The 15,316-nt window shown below is 70.8% G+C and carries 13 protein-coding genes; 9 read left to right on the plus strand and 4 right to left on the minus strand.

The features are described 5' to 3' along the window. From Vlu01_RS06075 to Vlu01_RS06090, 4 genes are read right to left on the minus strand one after another with little or no spacing between them, the layout of a single operon-like run. The gene (locus Vlu01_RS06075; protein WP_239095721.1) at positions 1–1,131 is read right to left on the minus strand and encodes an ABC transporter ATP-binding protein; all 1,131 of its coding nucleotides are present in this window, start codon (positions 1,129–1,131) and stop codon (positions 1–3) included. Next, on the minus strand, positions 1,128–1,973 hold the full coding sequence (locus tag Vlu01_RS06080; RefSeq protein ID WP_203995240.1) for an ABC transporter permease: 846 nt from the start codon (positions 1,971–1,973) through the stop codon (positions 1,128–1,130). The genes Vlu01_RS06075 and Vlu01_RS06080 overlap by 4 nt, the downstream gene beginning before the upstream one ends. 3 nt (positions 1,974–1,976) lie before the next feature. Beyond that, positions 1,977–2,762 carry a molybdate ABC transporter substrate-binding protein gene (modA, locus tag Vlu01_RS06085; protein WP_373307290.1) on the minus strand — a complete coding sequence of 262 codons (786 nt, stop codon included), beginning with the start codon at positions 2,760–2,762 and terminating at the stop codon, positions 1,977–1,979. Next, the gene (locus Vlu01_RS06090; protein ID WP_203995243.1) at positions 2,759–3,181 is read right to left on the minus strand and encodes a TOBE domain-containing protein; all 423 of its coding nucleotides are present in this window, start codon (positions 3,179–3,181) and stop codon (positions 2,759–2,761) included. Before Vlu01_RS06090 ends, modA begins: the two co-directional genes overlap by 4 nt. A 218-nt stretch (positions 3,182–3,399) precedes the next feature. Here Vlu01_RS06090 and Vlu01_RS06095 point away from each other — a divergent pair, with 218 nt between their 5' ends. From Vlu01_RS06095 to Vlu01_RS06135, 9 genes are all read left to right on the plus strand, one after another. Then, positions 3,400–5,814, plus strand: coding sequence for a glycoside hydrolase family 43 protein (locus Vlu01_RS06095; RefSeq protein WP_239095722.1), 2,415 nt, complete (start codon positions 3,400–3,402; stop codon positions 5,812–5,814). An 86-nt stretch (positions 5,815–5,900) separates the two neighbouring features. Then, entirely contained in the window at positions 5,901–8,297 is a 2,397-nt protein-coding gene (locus tag Vlu01_RS06100; RefSeq protein ID WP_239095723.1) for a family 43 glycosylhydrolase, read from the plus strand. Positions 8,298–8,334: 37 nt separating this feature from the next. Beyond that, positions 8,335–8,967 carry a hypothetical protein gene (locus Vlu01_RS06105; RefSeq protein ID WP_203995249.1) on the plus strand — a complete coding sequence of 211 codons (633 nt, stop codon included), beginning with the start codon at positions 8,335–8,337 and terminating at the stop codon, positions 8,965–8,967. A gap of 90 nt (positions 8,968–9,057) precedes the next feature. Continuing rightward, positions 9,058–10,092: a hypothetical protein gene (locus tag Vlu01_RS06110; RefSeq protein WP_203995252.1), complete on the plus strand. Its 1,035-nt coding sequence runs from the start codon at positions 9,058–9,060 to the stop codon at positions 10,090–10,092. Between the two features lie 119 nt (positions 10,093–10,211). Next, on the plus strand, positions 10,212–12,206 hold the full coding sequence (locus Vlu01_RS06115) for a copper resistance CopC family protein (protein WP_203995253.1): 1,995 nt from the start codon (positions 10,212–10,214) through the stop codon (positions 12,204–12,206). Positions 12,207–12,415: 209 nt separating this feature from the next. Then, a complete protein-coding gene (locus Vlu01_RS06120) occupies positions 12,416–13,297 on the plus strand; it encodes a hypothetical protein (RefSeq protein WP_203995254.1) in 882 nt (293 codons plus the stop codon). Between the two features lie 79 nt (positions 13,298–13,376). Then, entirely contained in the window at positions 13,377–13,910 is a 534-nt protein-coding gene (locus Vlu01_RS06125) for an AAA family ATPase (RefSeq protein ID WP_203995255.1), read from the plus strand. A gap of 102 nt (positions 13,911–14,012) precedes the next feature. Continuing rightward, positions 14,013–14,708: a class I SAM-dependent methyltransferase gene (locus Vlu01_RS06130; RefSeq protein WP_239095724.1), complete on the plus strand. Its 696-nt coding sequence runs from the start codon at positions 14,013–14,015 to the stop codon at positions 14,706–14,708. A gap of 56 nt (positions 14,709–14,764) precedes the next feature. Continuing rightward, positions 14,765–15,289 carry an NUDIX hydrolase gene (locus Vlu01_RS06135; protein WP_203995259.1) on the plus strand — a complete coding sequence of 175 codons (525 nt, stop codon included), beginning with the start codon at positions 14,765–14,767 and terminating at the stop codon, positions 15,287–15,289. Positions 15,290–15,316 lie beyond the last annotated feature (27 nt).

Here is a 15,316-nt window from a genome sequence, read left to right on the forward strand (position 1 = left end):
TCATGGCTCGGCCCGGACGTTGAGGGGGGCGGCGGCCGGATAGACCCGGGTTTCGGCGGCCTTCACCGCGGCCCAGAGGGTCTGCCCGGGGGTCAGTTTCAGGTGGGCGGCGGCGGCCGGGGTGATGTCGGCCGCCACGGTGATCGGGCCGTCGAGTTGTACCCGCAGGTTGTCGCCGTGGCGTTGGATGCCGGTGATGGTGGCCGGCCAGGTGTTGCGGGGGCTGCCGTCAGGTCGACGGGGATGCAGCGCCACTGCTGACGGTGCGAAGGCGACGAACACGCCGCCGACGTGCCGGTCGCCGGTGACCAACTGGAATCCGTCGGTGAGCCGGACGTGGTGCCCGTCAGCGTGCCCCCGGTAGAGGTTGAGGCCGACCAGGCGGGCGACGTAGTCGGTGCGCGGCTGGGCGGTGACGGTGGCGACGTCACCTTCCTGCACCACGTGTCCGTCTTCGATGATGACGAGCCGGTCTGCGAGCACCACAGCATCGATCGGGTCGTGCGTGACCAGCAGCGTCGCGCCGGAATGCCCGGCGAGGTGGTGCTGGAGTTGGGCGCGGGTGTCGAGCCGGGTGCGGGCGTCGAGGGCGGCGAGCGGCTCGTCGAGCAGCAGCAGTGCCGGTTCGACGGCGAGGGCGCGAGCCAGGGCCACCCGTTGGGCCTGCCCGCCGGACAGGTGTCGGGGCTTGCAATGGGTGTGTTCGGCGAGCCCCACCCGGGCCAGCCAGGTCGCTGCCCGCTGTCGGGCCCGGTGCCGGCTGAGGCCCTGTCGCCTCGGCCCGAACGCGACGTTGTCCAGCGCGGTCAGGTGAGGGAAGAGCAGGTAGTCCTGGAAGACGACACCGATGGCGCGTTGCTCGGTCGGGGTCCAGATGCGACGGCCGGGATCGTCCAGGTGACGCCCGGCGAGGCTGAGGTGTCCACCGGTGAGGGGAATCAGGCCGGCAAGGGCACGCAGCGCGGTTGTCTTGCCGGCGCCATTGGGCCCGAGCAGAGCGACGACCTCGCCGGGTCTGATGGTCAGTGGCAGGTCGAGTCGGAAGGTGCCACGGTCCACGACGAGGTGGGCGTCGAGCACCGTGCCGCCGGGAGGTGGGGCGGCACCGGGCCCGCTCGGATCGGCGGTCACCGGCTGCTGAGCCAGCGGTCGCGGAGGCTGGCCAGAATCACCACCGAGACGGTGAGCAGCACGAGACTGAGCACGATCGCCGCCTCCAGGTCGGTTTCGAGGGCGAGGTACACCGCGAGCGGCATGGTCTGGGTACGGCCGGGAAAGTTGCCGGCGAAGGTGATGGTGGCGCCGAATTCGCCGAGCGCCCGGGCCCAGCACAGCACCGCCCCGGCGGCGATGCCCGGTGCGACCAGCGGGAGGGTGATGTGGGTGAAGGTGGTCCAACGGCCGGCGCCGAGGGTCGCCGCCGCCTCCTCGTACCGGACGTCCGCGCCGCGCAATGCGCCTTCGACGGCGACCACCAGGAACGGCATCGCGACGAAGGCCTCGGCGAGAACCACACCGGTCGTGGTGAACGGCAGGGTCACCCCGAGGGTGCTGTCGAGCCAGCCGCCGAGGATGCCCTGCCGGCCGAAGACGAGCAGCAGAGCCACGCCGCCGACCACCGGCGGCAGCACCAGCGGCACGGTGACCAAAGCGCGCACCACGCGGCGACCCGGAAAGTCGACGCGGGCCAGCATCCAGGCCAGGGGCACCCCGAGGACGAGGCAGAGCAGGGTGGCGAGGGTGGCGGCCTGAACGGACAGCCGCAGCGCGGTGAGCACGCCCGGCTCGGTGAGTCGCTGCGGAAGCGTGCTCCACGGAGTCCGGACCAGCAGCCCGGCCAGCGGCAGCACCAGGAAGAGCAGGCCGAGCGCGGCGGGCAGCAGCAGTGCGACGGGTACCCGACCGGTGCGTCTGGTGCGTGCTGGTGGCGTGGACCGGTCGGGCCGCGCCAGCACGGCGTCGCGTCGGGACATCGACTACGGGGCCTGGAATCCGGCGGCGGTGAGGACGGCCTGGCCCGGGCCGGAGAGTACGTGGTCGACGAACGCCTGGGCGGCCGGCCTGTTCGGGGCGTGCTTCAGCACGACGATCGGATAATCGTTGATCGCCTCGGCCGATTCGGGAAACTCGATGCCGTCCACGTCGTCGTCGGCGGCCCGTACGTCGGTGCGGTAGACCAGTGCCGCGTCGACCTCGCCCAGCCGCACCTTGGACAGCGCCGCCCGGACGTCCCGTTCCAGGGTGACCGGGGTGAGTGTCACCCCGGCTGCCGCCAGGGCCTTCCCCGCCGCCGCGCCGCAGGGAACCTGTTCGGCGCAGAGCGCGACCTTGACATCCGGCTGGTTCAGGTCGGCCAGGCCGGTCACCTCGTCCGGGTTGCCGTCGGGTACCGCGATCACGAGCTGGTTGCGGACGAAGACAGTCGGGCTGCGGTCGCCGTTACCGGCGTCGGTGACGGTCGTCATGTTCGCCGGGGAGGCGGAGGCGAACACGTCCGCCGGCGCGCCCTGGTTGATCTGTGTCGCGAGGGCGGAGCTGCCGGCGAAGCTGAAGACGACCCGTACGCCGGGATTCGCCGCCTCGAAGTCCGCGCCGATCCGGGTGAACGACTCGGTGAGCGACGCGGCGGCGAACACCGTGACATCGCCGGTCACGGTGCTGGCACCGCTCCCGGACAGCGGGTCGGTGCTCTGGTCGCTGCCGCAGCCGACCAACGCGACAACGGTGATGACGGTGAACAGAGCCAGCCGTCGTGCCGTCACGAGCCGTTCCTCCTACTGTCCGGATGGGCCGAGGGCCGCTCCACCACGACCGTGGTCGACTTGATCACCGCGATCGCCACCGAGCCGACCGCCAGCCCCAGGTCGTCGACGGCTTCGCGGCTCATCAGCGACACCACCCGGAACGGACCGGCCTGAATGTCCACCTGAGCCATCACGGCGTCCTTGACCACGGCGGTGACGATGCCCCGCAACCGGTTACGGGCCGATGACTCGTCGGCCCGGTCGTCCGGGTCACCGGCCTGCGCCCGTACGAAAGCAGCCAGGTCGACGCCGTCGATCACGCGATGCCCCTGGTCGTCGCGGGCAGCGGTGAGCCGGCCGGCATCCACCCAGCGCCGCACCGTGTCCGCGCTGACACCCAGCAACTCCGCCGCCTCGCCCATGCGAAACATCGCCACGCCGGCCACCTTACGCCATGCAATCGCGAGCCAGACGCCGGGAAAAGCCTCGAATCTGCGGGTGGGCGTCCGTAGTTCTGGGCGCAGTTGCCGCACCGAGACCTGGCCGGAGACGGTTTCCCGGATATTTCGGATCGATCTCGGCCAAGGTCTTGACGATCTATGTTAGCGCTAACAGCATGGAGGCTCCCCGTAACACTCGCGTCTGGAGCCCCTCCATGCAGGTGTCTGACGGCCCTCCCGCGCCACGACGGACCCCACTGGTGATGACCGGCATGCTGCTCTGCGCTGCCGTGATCTCCCCAACCGGCGTGGCACACGCCGCCGACGAGTGGTCACCTCCGTCGTCGTACACCTCGACCGACCGAGGCGACGGCACGTACAGCGTGCCGCTGCTGCGCTCCGACGTCCCGGACATCAGCGTGGAACGGGTGCCGGCCGCCGAGAACGACGAGGGCCGCGACGTCTACTACATGATCAGCACGACGATGCACCTCAGCCCGGGTGCGCCGATCATGAAATCCCACGACCTGGTGAACTGGGAGATCGTCAACTACGTGTTCAACCGGGCGAGCGTCGGCGACGCGTTCTCGTTGCGCAACGGGCAGAACTCGTACGGGCAGGGCCAGTGGGCCTCGTCGCTGCGGTACCACGACGGCGTCTTCTACGTCGTGTTCAACACCAACAACCTCGGCGGCGCGTACATCTACCGCACGGACGACATCGAGAACGGCTCATGGCAGCGCACGGCACTGGGCCGGGGCCTGCACGACCCTTCGCTCTTCTTCGACGTCGACGGCACGCCGTACATCTTCCATGGCTCCGGCGGTACCAGCGCGGTACGCCTCAACGCCGACCTGACCGCGATCACCGCGAACTACCCGAACATCTTCACCGCCGGTGACTACGCCGGCCAGCCGTTCATCGGTGGGTTGTTCGAGGGCGCCCAGTTCTACCACATCGACGGCTGGTACTACGCGGTGATCATCACCTGGCCCTCCGGTCAGGGTCGACAGGTCGTCATGTTCCGCTCCCGGGAACTGCTCGGCCGCTACACCGCGACCGGTGGCGTGAACACCTACGAGGCGCGGGGAGTGCTCAACTCCAACGGCTTCGCGCAGGGCAGCCTGGTCCCGATCGCACGCGACGGCGGAACGACCGACTGGTACGGCATGTTCTTCCGGGACACCTTCCCGATCGGCCGGATCCCGGCGCTCATTCCCGCCACCTGGTCCGACGGCTGGCCGACCTTCGGCGCCAACGGCGTCGTGGCGGTGGACGGCACCTTCATCAAACCGATCCAGCTCAGCCCCGCCGAAGAGCTGTTCGCCCGGCAGCAGAGCATCGTGGTCTCCGACGACTTCGCCAACGACGCGGCGCACAAGCCCTACCTGGACGAACAGTGGACGCCACCGCCGGGAGGCGAGCAGGAGATCGCGCCGAACGGGTCGCGGCTGGACCTGGCGTGGCAGTGGAACCACGCCCCGGACAACCGGTACTGGTCGCTGACCGATCGCACCGGATGGCTGCGACTCACCACCGGCACGGTGGTCACCGGCGACTACGTCTACACCAAGCTCGCCAACCGTGCCGAACTGGCCTGGTTCGAGGAGGCCCGCAACACCCTGTCGCAGCGCACGTTCGGGCCACGACAGTCGGTGGAGACCAGGATGGACATCTCCGGGATGAAGGACGGCGACGTCGCCGGACTGGCCGCCTACAACCGCGGCTTCTCCTACGTCGCGGTCAAGCGGACCGGTGGCGTCAACACCATCGGCGTGGTGAACCGGGGGCAACCGTTCGCGGTCGACCTGGACCAGGCGACGCTGGAGAACTTCCTGCCGGGCAGCACCGCGTCGCTGGGCGAGGCGACCGAGGTGCACCTGAAGGCGGACCTGGACTTCGCCGCGCCGAGCGGTCAGCTCTGGACCACCTTCCACTACAGCCTCGACGGGCGCAGCTGGTCGCAGCTGGGCAACCGGGTCGGTCCGCAGACGCTGGACGGCAGCCTCGCCCACTTCATGGGGCACCGGGTCGGTCTGTTCAGCTACGCGACCCAGCAGGCCGGCGGGCACGTCGACTTCGACCACTTCCTGCTCAGCGACACGTTGACGGCTCAGGGCCGGTCCCTGGACACCAGCCGGCTCGACGCCGCCATCGCGTACGCCGCGACGCTGGACGAGGCCGACCACCCGGCCGACGCCTGGGCCGTGATGCTCGCCCGGCTGGCCGAGGCGCAGGCGGCACGGGAGCGCGGCTTCGGCACCCAGAACCAGATCGACGCGCCGGAGCGGGCGCTGAGCTACCAGCTCGCCCGACTCGGCGTGCTCCGGGTCGACCCGGCAGAGCTGCCGGTGACCGTCCGCGCGCAGGCACGCTGTGTCGGTGGTGACGCGTACGTGGCCGTGCAGGCACGTAACGACCATGACGCTCCGGTCGACATCGTGCTGGAGACCGCGTACGGCCAGCGGTCGGTGCCGGACGTCGCGCCGGGCGCCCACGCCTACCAGCAGTTCAACGTCCGGGCGGCGGCGGCGCCGGCGGGCACCGTGACGGTCCGGGTCAGCGGGTCGGTCGACGGCCGCACGGTGACCACCGTGCGGACCGCGAACCACCCGGCCGTGGACTGCTGACCGTCCGTTCCGACACCCGCGACGGCTGGCCAGCAGGGGCCGTCGTCGGTACCGAACCCCCGGATCCACCCTCAAGGAGGATGTCAGTGACACATCGCGTGCGAAGGGCGGCTGCTCTCGTCACGGTCGGGCTCATGCTGGCCACGGGGCTCGTCGCCGCGTCGCCGGCCCAGGCGGACGACACCGAACTCGTCGTCAACGGCGGATTCGAGGACGGGCTCACCGGTTGGTTCGTCAACAACGGCAACGCGACCGACAGCGCCACGTTGTCGCTCACGGCGGACGCCCACTCGGGATCGAGTGCCGTGCTCGTCACCAACCGGACGACGACCGGGTCCGGCCCGATGCAGGACCTCAGTGGCCGGGTACAGGCCGGGCAGACCTACGCCCTGACGGCCCGGATCAAGTACGAGAACCCGAACGGGCCGGCGACGAAACAGTTCTTCGCCACGATGCACTACGGCGCGGCGAACTACACCAACCTCGTCAGCGTCGTGGCCACCAAGGGACAGTGGGCGCAGTTCAACGGGACCTTCACCATTCCGGCCGGGCAGAACGTGTCCACGGCCCGACTGTTCTTCGAGACGCCGTGGACGAGCACGCCGTCATCGGACCCGGAGGTGCACCTGATGGACTTCAAGCTGGACGGTGTGTCGGTGGTCGGCGCCGCGCCGCCGCCCGCACCGTCGAAGACCATCGAGGTGGTCGGCAAGCTGCCCGGCGAGCACAACCCCTTGATCGGGCACAAGTTCGGCGCCGACGGCTTCGGCTTCGTGCACGAGGGCCGGGTGTACCTGTATCTGACCAACGACACCCAGGGCTACGCGCCCGACCCGGTCACCGGTGTCTCGCCGGGCATCAACTACGGCGACATCAACCAGATCACGCTGATCTCCTCGACCGATCTGGTGAACTGGACCGACCACGGCGAGATCCAGGTGGCCGGCCCGAACGGTGTGGCGCCGTTCACCAACAACTCGTGGGCACCCGGCATGGCCCGCAAGGTGGTCGACGGGCAGGAGAAGTTCTTCCTCTACTACGCCAACGGCGGCGGATCCAGCAACGTGATCACGGGCGACTCGCCGCTCGGCCCGTGGCGCAGCGAGCGCACCAGCACGCTGATCGACGGCCGCACTCCCGGCGCCGAGGACGTGGCCTGGAAGTTCGACCCGGCGCCGTTCGTGGACGCCGACGGAAAGCCGTACCTCTACTTCGGTGGTGGTCCCGCGTCGACGAGCATGCCGCCGGCCGAGCGGTTCAACAACCCGAAGAACCTACGGGCGATCGAGCTCGGCGACGACATGGTGTCGACCCAGGGCACGGCGGCCGTGGTCGACGCCCCCGTCGCCTTCGAGGCGGCCCACGTCTTCGAGCGTGACGGCAAGTACTACCTCTCGTACTCCTCGCACTTCGGCGGCAACGATTTCGGCGGGAACCAGACCCCACTGCCCGGGTACCCCGGCGGCGGCCAGATCGGCTACCTGATCTCCGACGACCCGATGGAATGGCCGAAGGAAACCTACGCCGGCGTGCTGTTCCCGAACCAGTCGCAGTTCTTCGGCGCCGGCACCGGCGGCAACAACCATCAGTCGGTCTTCGAGTTCGAGGGCAGGTACTACTTCACGTATCACGCCCCGACGCTGAACAAGCGGATCAACGGCAACACCACCCAGGGGTACCGCAGCCCGCACATCCAGGAACTCACCTTCAATCCGGACGGCACCATCCAGCAGGTGGTGGGCACCTACGCCGGCGTCGACCAGGTCCGCGACTTCGACCCGTACCGGGTGTTCGAGGCGGAAACCTTCGGCTGGAGCAAGGGCATCGCGACCCGCAAGATCGACGGCGGGTCCAGCCAGTTCGGCGACGCGGCGCCGAACCTGGTGGTCGGCGACATCAACGACGGCGACTGGACCGGGTTGTCGTCGGTGGACTTCGGCGACGGCGCCCGCAGCGTGACGGCGAAGGTGCGGCCGCTCGCGAGCGGTGGAGCGATCCAGATCCGGCTGGACGAGGTCACCGCTCCGGTGGTCGCGACCATTCCGGTCGACGCGCCCCTGGGCGAGTGGACGGAGCTGACCGCCGAACTCGACGGTGTCGCGGGCGTGCACGACGTGTACTTCACCTACACCGGGCCGGACGGTGTCGACCTCTTCGAACTCGACACGTGGGCCTTCGAGGCCGGGACCGGTGCCGAGGTGCCGGTCACGGTCAGTGCCCAGGCGCGGTGCGTGGGCGGTAACGCGTACGTGGCGGTGCAGGCACGCAACGACCACGACACCCCGGTGGACATGGTGCTGGAGACGGCGTACGGGCAGCGGTCGGTGACCGGCGTGGCACCCGGCGCCAACGCGTACCAGCAGTTCAACACGCGGACGGCGGCAGTGCCGGCCGGGACGGTGACCGTGCGGGTCACCGCCGACGGTGTCACGGGGACGACCGTGCGAACCGTCGACCACCCCGCCGCCACCTGCGGCGGCTGACTCCCGGTCCATCCACCACACGACAACGGAGCAACGGATGAGCACATGGAATCGCAAGCGGTTGGTCGCGGCGGGGGCGGCGGGCGTCCTGCTGGTCGGGTCGGCGGTGGTGCCGTCGCCGGCCCTGGCCGAGCCGGGTGACAGCGGCGAGGTGAAGGTCACCGTCGACATCGAGGAGATTCAGGAGCCGGGGGTGCTGGCGATGTCGATCGCCGGTGACTCGGTGGCGTTGACCGAGGACGGGTCGACGTTGCTGGTCCGCCAGTTCGTGGGCGGTCTGCCGAGGGTCACCGTCACCGACACCCGCACCGCCGACGAGGTGCCCGGGAGCGCGGCATGGGCGGTGTTGGGCAGCGCGACCGATTTCGTCGGTAGCGCTGGTCAGGCGGCGATCGGTGCCGAGCATCTGGGCTGGCAGCCGCGGTTGCTCGACGGCGGTGACACCGGCCTGGTCAGCGCGGGTGAGGAGGTCGTGACGGTGCTGGACGAGCCGACGCAACCGGGGAACAACGTGGGTCTGGTCGACCAGGAACTGCTGGTGTCGACGTTCGCCTCCGATGCGGTGGCCCCGGACGCGTACTCGGTCGACGCCGACCTGTTCCTGCGGACCCCGGCGGATGTCGCGGCCGGTTCGTACACCTCCACCCTGACCCTGTCCCTGTTCGAGTGACAACGGTGCGGTGGCCTGGTCACCGCACATTCCGGGGGTCGCCGCACGGCGGCCCCCGGGTCCGCATCCGGCCAACCTCGAAGGACTGTGATGATCCGATTTCTGCCGCGGTGGGTGGCCGTGCTGGGCGTGATGTCGGCCATCGTGTCGATCACCCCGGTCGCCGCGTCGGCGGAGCCGACCGGCGCGACGGTGACCTGGGCGGTGCAGCCGGCGGACGCGCGGGGCCCGGACGGCCGTCGGTGGATCGAGCACACGCTGGATCCGGGTGCGGTGGTGACCGAGCACCTGGCGGTGCGGAACTTCGGTGACTCGCCGGTGGTGTTCGCGCTGCAGGCCGCCGACGGTTACCTCACCGACAAGGGGCGGTTCAACATGTTGACCTCCGGCCAGGAGTCCGTGGACGGTGGTACCTGGATCATGCTGCCCGAGACGGTGACCGTGGGGGCGAAACAGACGAAGGTGGTGCCGTTCACCATCACCGTGCCGCCGGACGCGACGCCGGGAGATCATCCGGCCGGCGTAGCGGCCACGGTGACCAGCACCGGTGGGACGGTGGCGGTGCAGAGTCGGGTCGGGTTCCGGGTCATGCTGCGGGCCAGTGGCACCGTCACGGCCACGATCGGCGTCGAGGATCTGATTGTCAGGTATGAGAGGTCGTGGAATCCCTTCACCGCCGGCGATGTCCACCTGACCTTCACCGCGCGGAACAACGGCAACGTCGCGGTCACCGGCGACGGCACCGTCCGGGTGGACGAGATGGTCGGATCGGGGGGCCGGAACGCGTCCACCGAGGTGCCGGAACTGATGCCGGGAGACGGTCGACAGGTCGCGGCCCGGGTCGGCGGGGTGTGGGGGCTGGGTCGGCTCACCACCACCGTCGAGGTGACGCCGGCCGTCGTGTCGGGCGACCCGGCCGGGGCCCAGATGCGACCGACCACCACCACGGTGACCGTCTGGGCGGTGCCCTGGCCGCACCTGGTCATCACGGTGCTGATCGGCACGGTGATCCTGGGCTGGCTGACCAGCACCCGCCGACGTCGCCGGCACCTCGCCCGGCTGCTCGACCAGGCCCGCGCTGAAGGCCGGGCCGAGGGTCGCACCTCCGTGATCACCGCCGACTGATCAGGCGCACCGTCGTGGACCACCACAGTGGAACTGCTCAGGTCGGCCCGAACTTTTCCCATGTGAACAAAAAGATGACGGCCTATTGCGTGAAGCGTCGCCATCGTGAGGATGATTCGATGCGTCATCTCCCTCGGGCCCACGGCCGTGTGGCCGCCGCTCTGCTCACTCTGGGCCTCGTCGCCGGCGTCATCCTGCTCGGGTCCGCCACGCCCGCGTCGGCGCACGGCACCCTGGCGATGTCCACTCCGGCCGAGGGCGCGACCGTTGACGAGGCCGTGACGGCCGTGCAGCTCTATTTCACCGAGAGAGTCCGAGAGGACGCGTACTTCACCGTCACCGCGCCCGGGGGCGGGCGGGTCGACAACGGCTGGACCCATGGCGAACCCCGCACGCTGAACCGCCCGGTGCGGGAGTACTTCCTGGTCGACGGCGTATTCGAGCCGCACGAGTACACCACCGGATTCCCCGCGGTGGTGACCGTCGCGCACCTGCCGGCGGCCGGCCAGTACTCGGTGAGCTACCTGTCGGTGGCCTCGGACGGTGACCCGGTGCGCGGCACCCTCACCTTCCGGTACACCGGGAAGCCGACGGCTGCGCCGCAGAACTGGCAACCGCCCACCGGCCAGCCCGATCCGGCCCTGCTCGCCGCTGCCGAACAGCACGGGAACTCCGAACCGCAGGCGGCGCCGGATGCGACGGCCGGCGGCACGACGCCGGTGGCACCGACGGCACCGGTCCCGTCGGTCGCCGCCGCCCCGCCCGCCTCGGACGACCCGGGGGACACCGGTCCGCTTCGCTGGGCCGTCGTGGCGCTGGGCGTCGCTGCCATCGCCGGTCTCGTCGGGTGGCGGCTACGGCCTGCCCACGGCGAACGCAACCGCAAGGCGGTGCGTCGGCCCGGTGCCGCCCGACCTCGCGCCAGGCCGGTCAGCCCCACCAAGGGACGCCGCACCCCAGCCGCCGCCACCGGCGACAAACGCCGGGCGGTGGCCCCGGCGGCCCGGCGAGGCGCGAAGGCGGCCACCGCGTCGGTGGCGGCAACGACCGAGCGGACGGCGCACCCGGCGGCGACCGCCGTCCCGGCGGAAGCCACCGCCGTGGAGGCTGCCGCCGGGGAGACCGTCCGCGAGACGTCGGCGGACGGATCGGCGTCGACCCGCCGGTGGCCTCGGCTGAGCGACACGCGTCTCGCGTTGCTTGTCGGTGGGCTCGTGCTGACGCTGCTGGCCGGTTTCGCCCTCGGCCGGATCGGCGCCACCGACGGCCCCACCGCCACCGCGCCACCACCGGGCGCCGCCCCGGGCGGTGGCAACCGGGACGCGGGGCAGGCGGTGTCGGCCGGCGACCTGCACCAGCACGCGCCCGGGACCGGCCCGCACACCCATCCGGGCGACGGCCGGGACCAGGCCATCGGTACGACGGTCAGCGTCGCCGGGTACACGCTGAAGCCGGTGCTGCGCACCCAACCGGCCGGCGCGACCACCGACTACCGGTTCCGGATCGTGGGCGTCGACCGGCAGCCGGTGACCGGCTTCGCGGTGGTGCACGACAAGCCGCTGCACCTGATCGTGGTTGGCCGTGACCTTGGCGGATACCAGCACCTGCACCCGACGATGGCGGCCGACGGCACCTGGAGCGTGCCGCTGAAACTCACCCGACCCGGCGGCTACCGCATCTACGCGGACTTCACCGTCACCACCGGCGACGGCCGGGAACTGCCGCTGGTGCTCGGCGTCGACCACGAGGTGCCGGGCAACTACGAGCCGGCCGGGTTGCCCCCGTCGCAGCCACAGGCGACGACCGGTCCGTACACGGTGTCCATGGCCGGCACACCCACCATCGGCATGACCGTTCCGCTGACCTTCCGGGTCGACCGCGACGGCGCGACCGAGCCGGCGCGGTTGGAGCGCTACCTGGGTGCGTACGGGCATCTGGTCGTGGTACGCGAGGGCGACCTCGGCTACCTGCACGTCCACCCGGAACCGGAACTGGTCGACGGCACCGTCACGTTCTGGCTGACCGCGCCGAGCACCGGCCGTTACCGGGCGTTCTTCGACTTCCAGGTCGACGGGAAGGTGCACACCGCGGCGTTCACGATCAACCTGCCCTGACGTCCTCGTCCAACCGGGAACCCACCGCGACCGGATCACCGGCCGCCAGAACGGCACCGCGAGGGGTGTGCCGGGCAGGCGGTGTTCGCGGCCCCTCGCCGCGTTCGTCGGCCTCGTCCTGGCCGCGTCAGTGATGGTCGTCCTGGCGGGCTGACCGTTCGGGTGACGATGGGACGCAACCGATCCGGGTTCTGGCACGTCCGATCGGCATGAGCATTCGTCGAAGCGGGCGACTGGCGGTCGTCCCCCTGCTGTTGCTGACCTCTGCGGCCTGCGGCCAGCAGGCCGGTGGCGTCGGGTCGGGAGAGGCGGACTCGCCCGAGCGGTCCTACTCCGCCGACGCGGTCGTGTTCCGGATGGATCACACCGGCGGTTTCGTGACGCCAGCCATGCTGGCCACCCGGCTGCCCACGATCAGCGTGTACGGTGACGGCCGCGTGATCACCCAGGGCCCGGTCACCCTGATCTATCCGGGACCGGCGCTGCCCAACCTTCAGGTGGCCACGATCAGTGCCACGGAGGTCGACGAGCTGCTCAAGGCGGCCCGCGCCGCAGGGGTGGGCAGCGCGGCCGACCTGGGCAGGCCACCGGTCTCCGACGCACCCTCGACCCGCTTCACAGTCCTCGGTGACAACGGGGTCGAGGAGTCTGAGGTCTACGCCCTCGCCGAGTCCGACGGCGCGGAGGCCGGCCTCACCGCCGACCAGCGGGCGGGCCGGGACAAGCTGCGCGAGTTCGCGGATTCGCTGACCGCCGGGTCCGGTCCACTCGCCGCCGGCCAGGCGGACACGCAGCCGTACGCGCCGAGCGCTGTCGCGGCCGTGGCCGAGCCCTGGACCGCCAACGCCGATGCCGGCGAGCAGCCCGAGGTGGCCTGGCCTGGGCCGGCGCTGCCCGGCCCCGAACTCGGCCAGGGCGTGGGGTTGGGTTGCGTCACGGTGACCGGTGACGAGGCGCAGCAGGTGCTCACCGCCGCGGCGGCGGCGAACGCGGCCACCCCGTGGGTTTCCGACGGCAAGCGGTGGACGGTGACGCTGCGGCCGCTGCTGCCCGACGAGACCGACTGCGGCGACCTGGCCGCGAACCGCTGATCCCGGATCCGGGCGGTCGGTCACCGGCCGCCCGGCAATCCAGCGGGCTGATGGCGTGGGCCGGTTAGGCTGCCGCCCGATGAGCAAGAGGCTGTCTCGCATCCTGGTCTACGGGGTCCACGGCTCCGGCAAGTCGACCCTGGCGCAGCAGTTGTCGCAGCGGCTCGGGCTGCCCTGGTACCCGGTCGACGACCTGCTCTGGGAACCCAACTGGGTCGAGGTGCCCGTGCCGGTGCAACGCAGCCGGATCGAGGCGATCTGCCGTCGGGACCGCTGGATCCTCGACGGGGCGTATCACGGTTGGCGGGACGTGCCGTTGGCCCGCGCGGACCTGGTCATCGGCCTGGACTACCCGCGTGGGTTGTCCTTCCGATGGCTGCTGCGGCGCACCCTGCGTCGGCTGTCGACGGGGGAGAGGATCTGTAACGGCAACCGGGAGTCGCTGGGCAGCGTGCTCTCCACCGACTCGGTCCTGATGTGGCACGTGACCGGGTTCGGCCGGGAACGGCGTCGGCTGCGGGCCTGGCACGCCGATCCGACCGGACCGCCGGTGCTGTTGCTCGATTCTCCGGAGGCCCTCGAACGCTGGCTGGCCGGCCTGCCGTCCCGGTGAGAGTCCGCTACTGCTGCCCATCGCGGCCGGTCACCTGGCGTACGGCGGCCCGTGGCGGGAAACCCACCTGCTCGACGACGGGACCCGTGACACCATCGCCGGGTGAATCAGCGAGCCCAGCCGATGTACGAACCGTTCGCCGCCGAGTTCGAGGCTCATGCCCGCGACAGCGCCTACAACGCCCACTACGACCGGCCGGCGGTGCTCGATCTGCTCGGCGACGTCACGGGTGCCCGGGTGCTGGACGCCGGTTGCGGACCGGGTCTGTACGCGGAGGAACTGCTGGCCCGGGGCGCCGTCGTCACCGCGTTCGACGCCAGTCCGGAGATGGTGAAGCTGGCCGGGCGGCGTCTGGGTGGGCAGGCCGACGTGCGGGTGTGGGATCTGGAACGGCCGCTGACCTGGCTGCCGGACGCGACACAGGACGTCGTTCTCATGGCCCTGGTGATCCACCACATCGAGGACCGGTCGGCCGCGCTGTCCGAAGTGCACCGGGTGCTTCGCTCGGGCGGTCACCTGGTCGTTTCGACCACCCACCCCACCAGCGACTGGCTGCTCGCCGGGGGCGGCTACTTCGATCGGGCGCCGGTGGAGGAGACCTGGCAGACGTCGTGGCGGGTGCGCTACTGGCGGCAGCCGTTGGAGGCATGGTGCCGGGAGTTCGCGGAGGCGGGATTCCTGATCGAGCGGCTGGTCGAGCCGCAGCCGGCCAGCACCATGGCCGCCCGGCATCCCGAGGTCCACGACAAGCTGGCCCACGCGCCGGGTTTCATCGCGTTCCGACTTCTCAAACCGTGATGTCGGGGCGCGAACTTGACCCGGACGCGACCGGGCACCGGCGCTACGGTGGGTCGATGGACGAACTCGTGGCCCTCTACCTGGAGGGTGACACCTCGGGAACCGTCACCGGCACCGCGCCACGCAGTGCCGTACGCGCCGGCAACCTGCCGCACGCCGCGACGGCGGTGCTGCTGGTCGACGAGCGGGACCGGGTCTACGTCCACCGCCGGACCGACACCAAGGACGTCTACCCGGGTATGCACGACGCCTTCGCCGGAGGCGTCGTGCTGGCCGGCGAGGACCCGTCCGAGGCGGCGGCCCGGGAGCTCACCGAGGAGCTGGGCGTCACGAACTGCGAGATCCAGCCCTGCCTGCGGTACTGGTACGCCGACACGCGCACCAACTACCTCGCGTACGTCTTCGAGGCACGCTATGAGCGGCACCGCTGCGGTCCGGTGGTGCACCAGCCCAGCGAGGTCGCTGACGGGTGGTGGTGCGACCTGGCCGAGTTGGTCTCCCGGCTCGCCGATCCGTCCTGGCCCTTCGTGCCCGACGGTCGGGTCACCCTCGACCACTACCTGCGGCAGGTGTCGCGGTAGGTCGGGCTCGGCCAGTCGTTGGGGCCG

It is taken from the genome of Micromonospora lutea (genome assembly GCF_016863535.1).
Taxonomy (GTDB): Bacteria; Actinomycetota; Actinomycetes; order Mycobacteriales; family Micromonosporaceae; genus Micromonospora; species Micromonospora lutea.

What these genes read in the sequence shown, in the direction of transcription:
- Vlu01_RS06080 (WP_203995240.1), bottom strand. Translation starts at nt 1,973, where the DNA reads ATGTCCCGACGCGACGCCGTGCTGGCGCGGCCCGACCGGTCCACGCCA.
- Vlu01_RS06095 (WP_239095722.1), top strand. Translation starts at nt 3,400, where the DNA reads ATGCAGGTGTCTGACGGCCCTCCCGCGCCACGACGGACCCCACTGGTG.
- Vlu01_RS06105 (WP_203995249.1), top strand. Translation starts at nt 8,335, where the DNA reads ATGAGCACATGGAATCGCAAGCGGTTGGTCGCGGCGGGGGCGGCGGGC.
- Vlu01_RS06110 (WP_203995252.1), top strand. Translation starts at nt 9,058, where the DNA reads ATGATCCGATTTCTGCCGCGGTGGGTGGCCGTGCTGGGCGTGATGTCG.
- Vlu01_RS06115 (WP_203995253.1), top strand. Translation starts at nt 10,212, where the DNA reads ATGCGTCATCTCCCTCGGGCCCACGGCCGTGTGGCCGCCGCTCTGCTC.
- Vlu01_RS06120 (WP_203995254.1), top strand. Translation starts at nt 12,416, where the DNA reads ATGAGCATTCGTCGAAGCGGGCGACTGGCGGTCGTCCCCCTGCTGTTG.
- Vlu01_RS06125 (WP_203995255.1), top strand. Translation starts at nt 13,377, where the DNA reads ATGAGCAAGAGGCTGTCTCGCATCCTGGTCTACGGGGTCCACGGCTCC.
- Vlu01_RS06135 (WP_203995259.1), top strand. Translation starts at nt 14,765, where the DNA reads ATGGACGAACTCGTGGCCCTCTACCTGGAGGGTGACACCTCGGGAACC.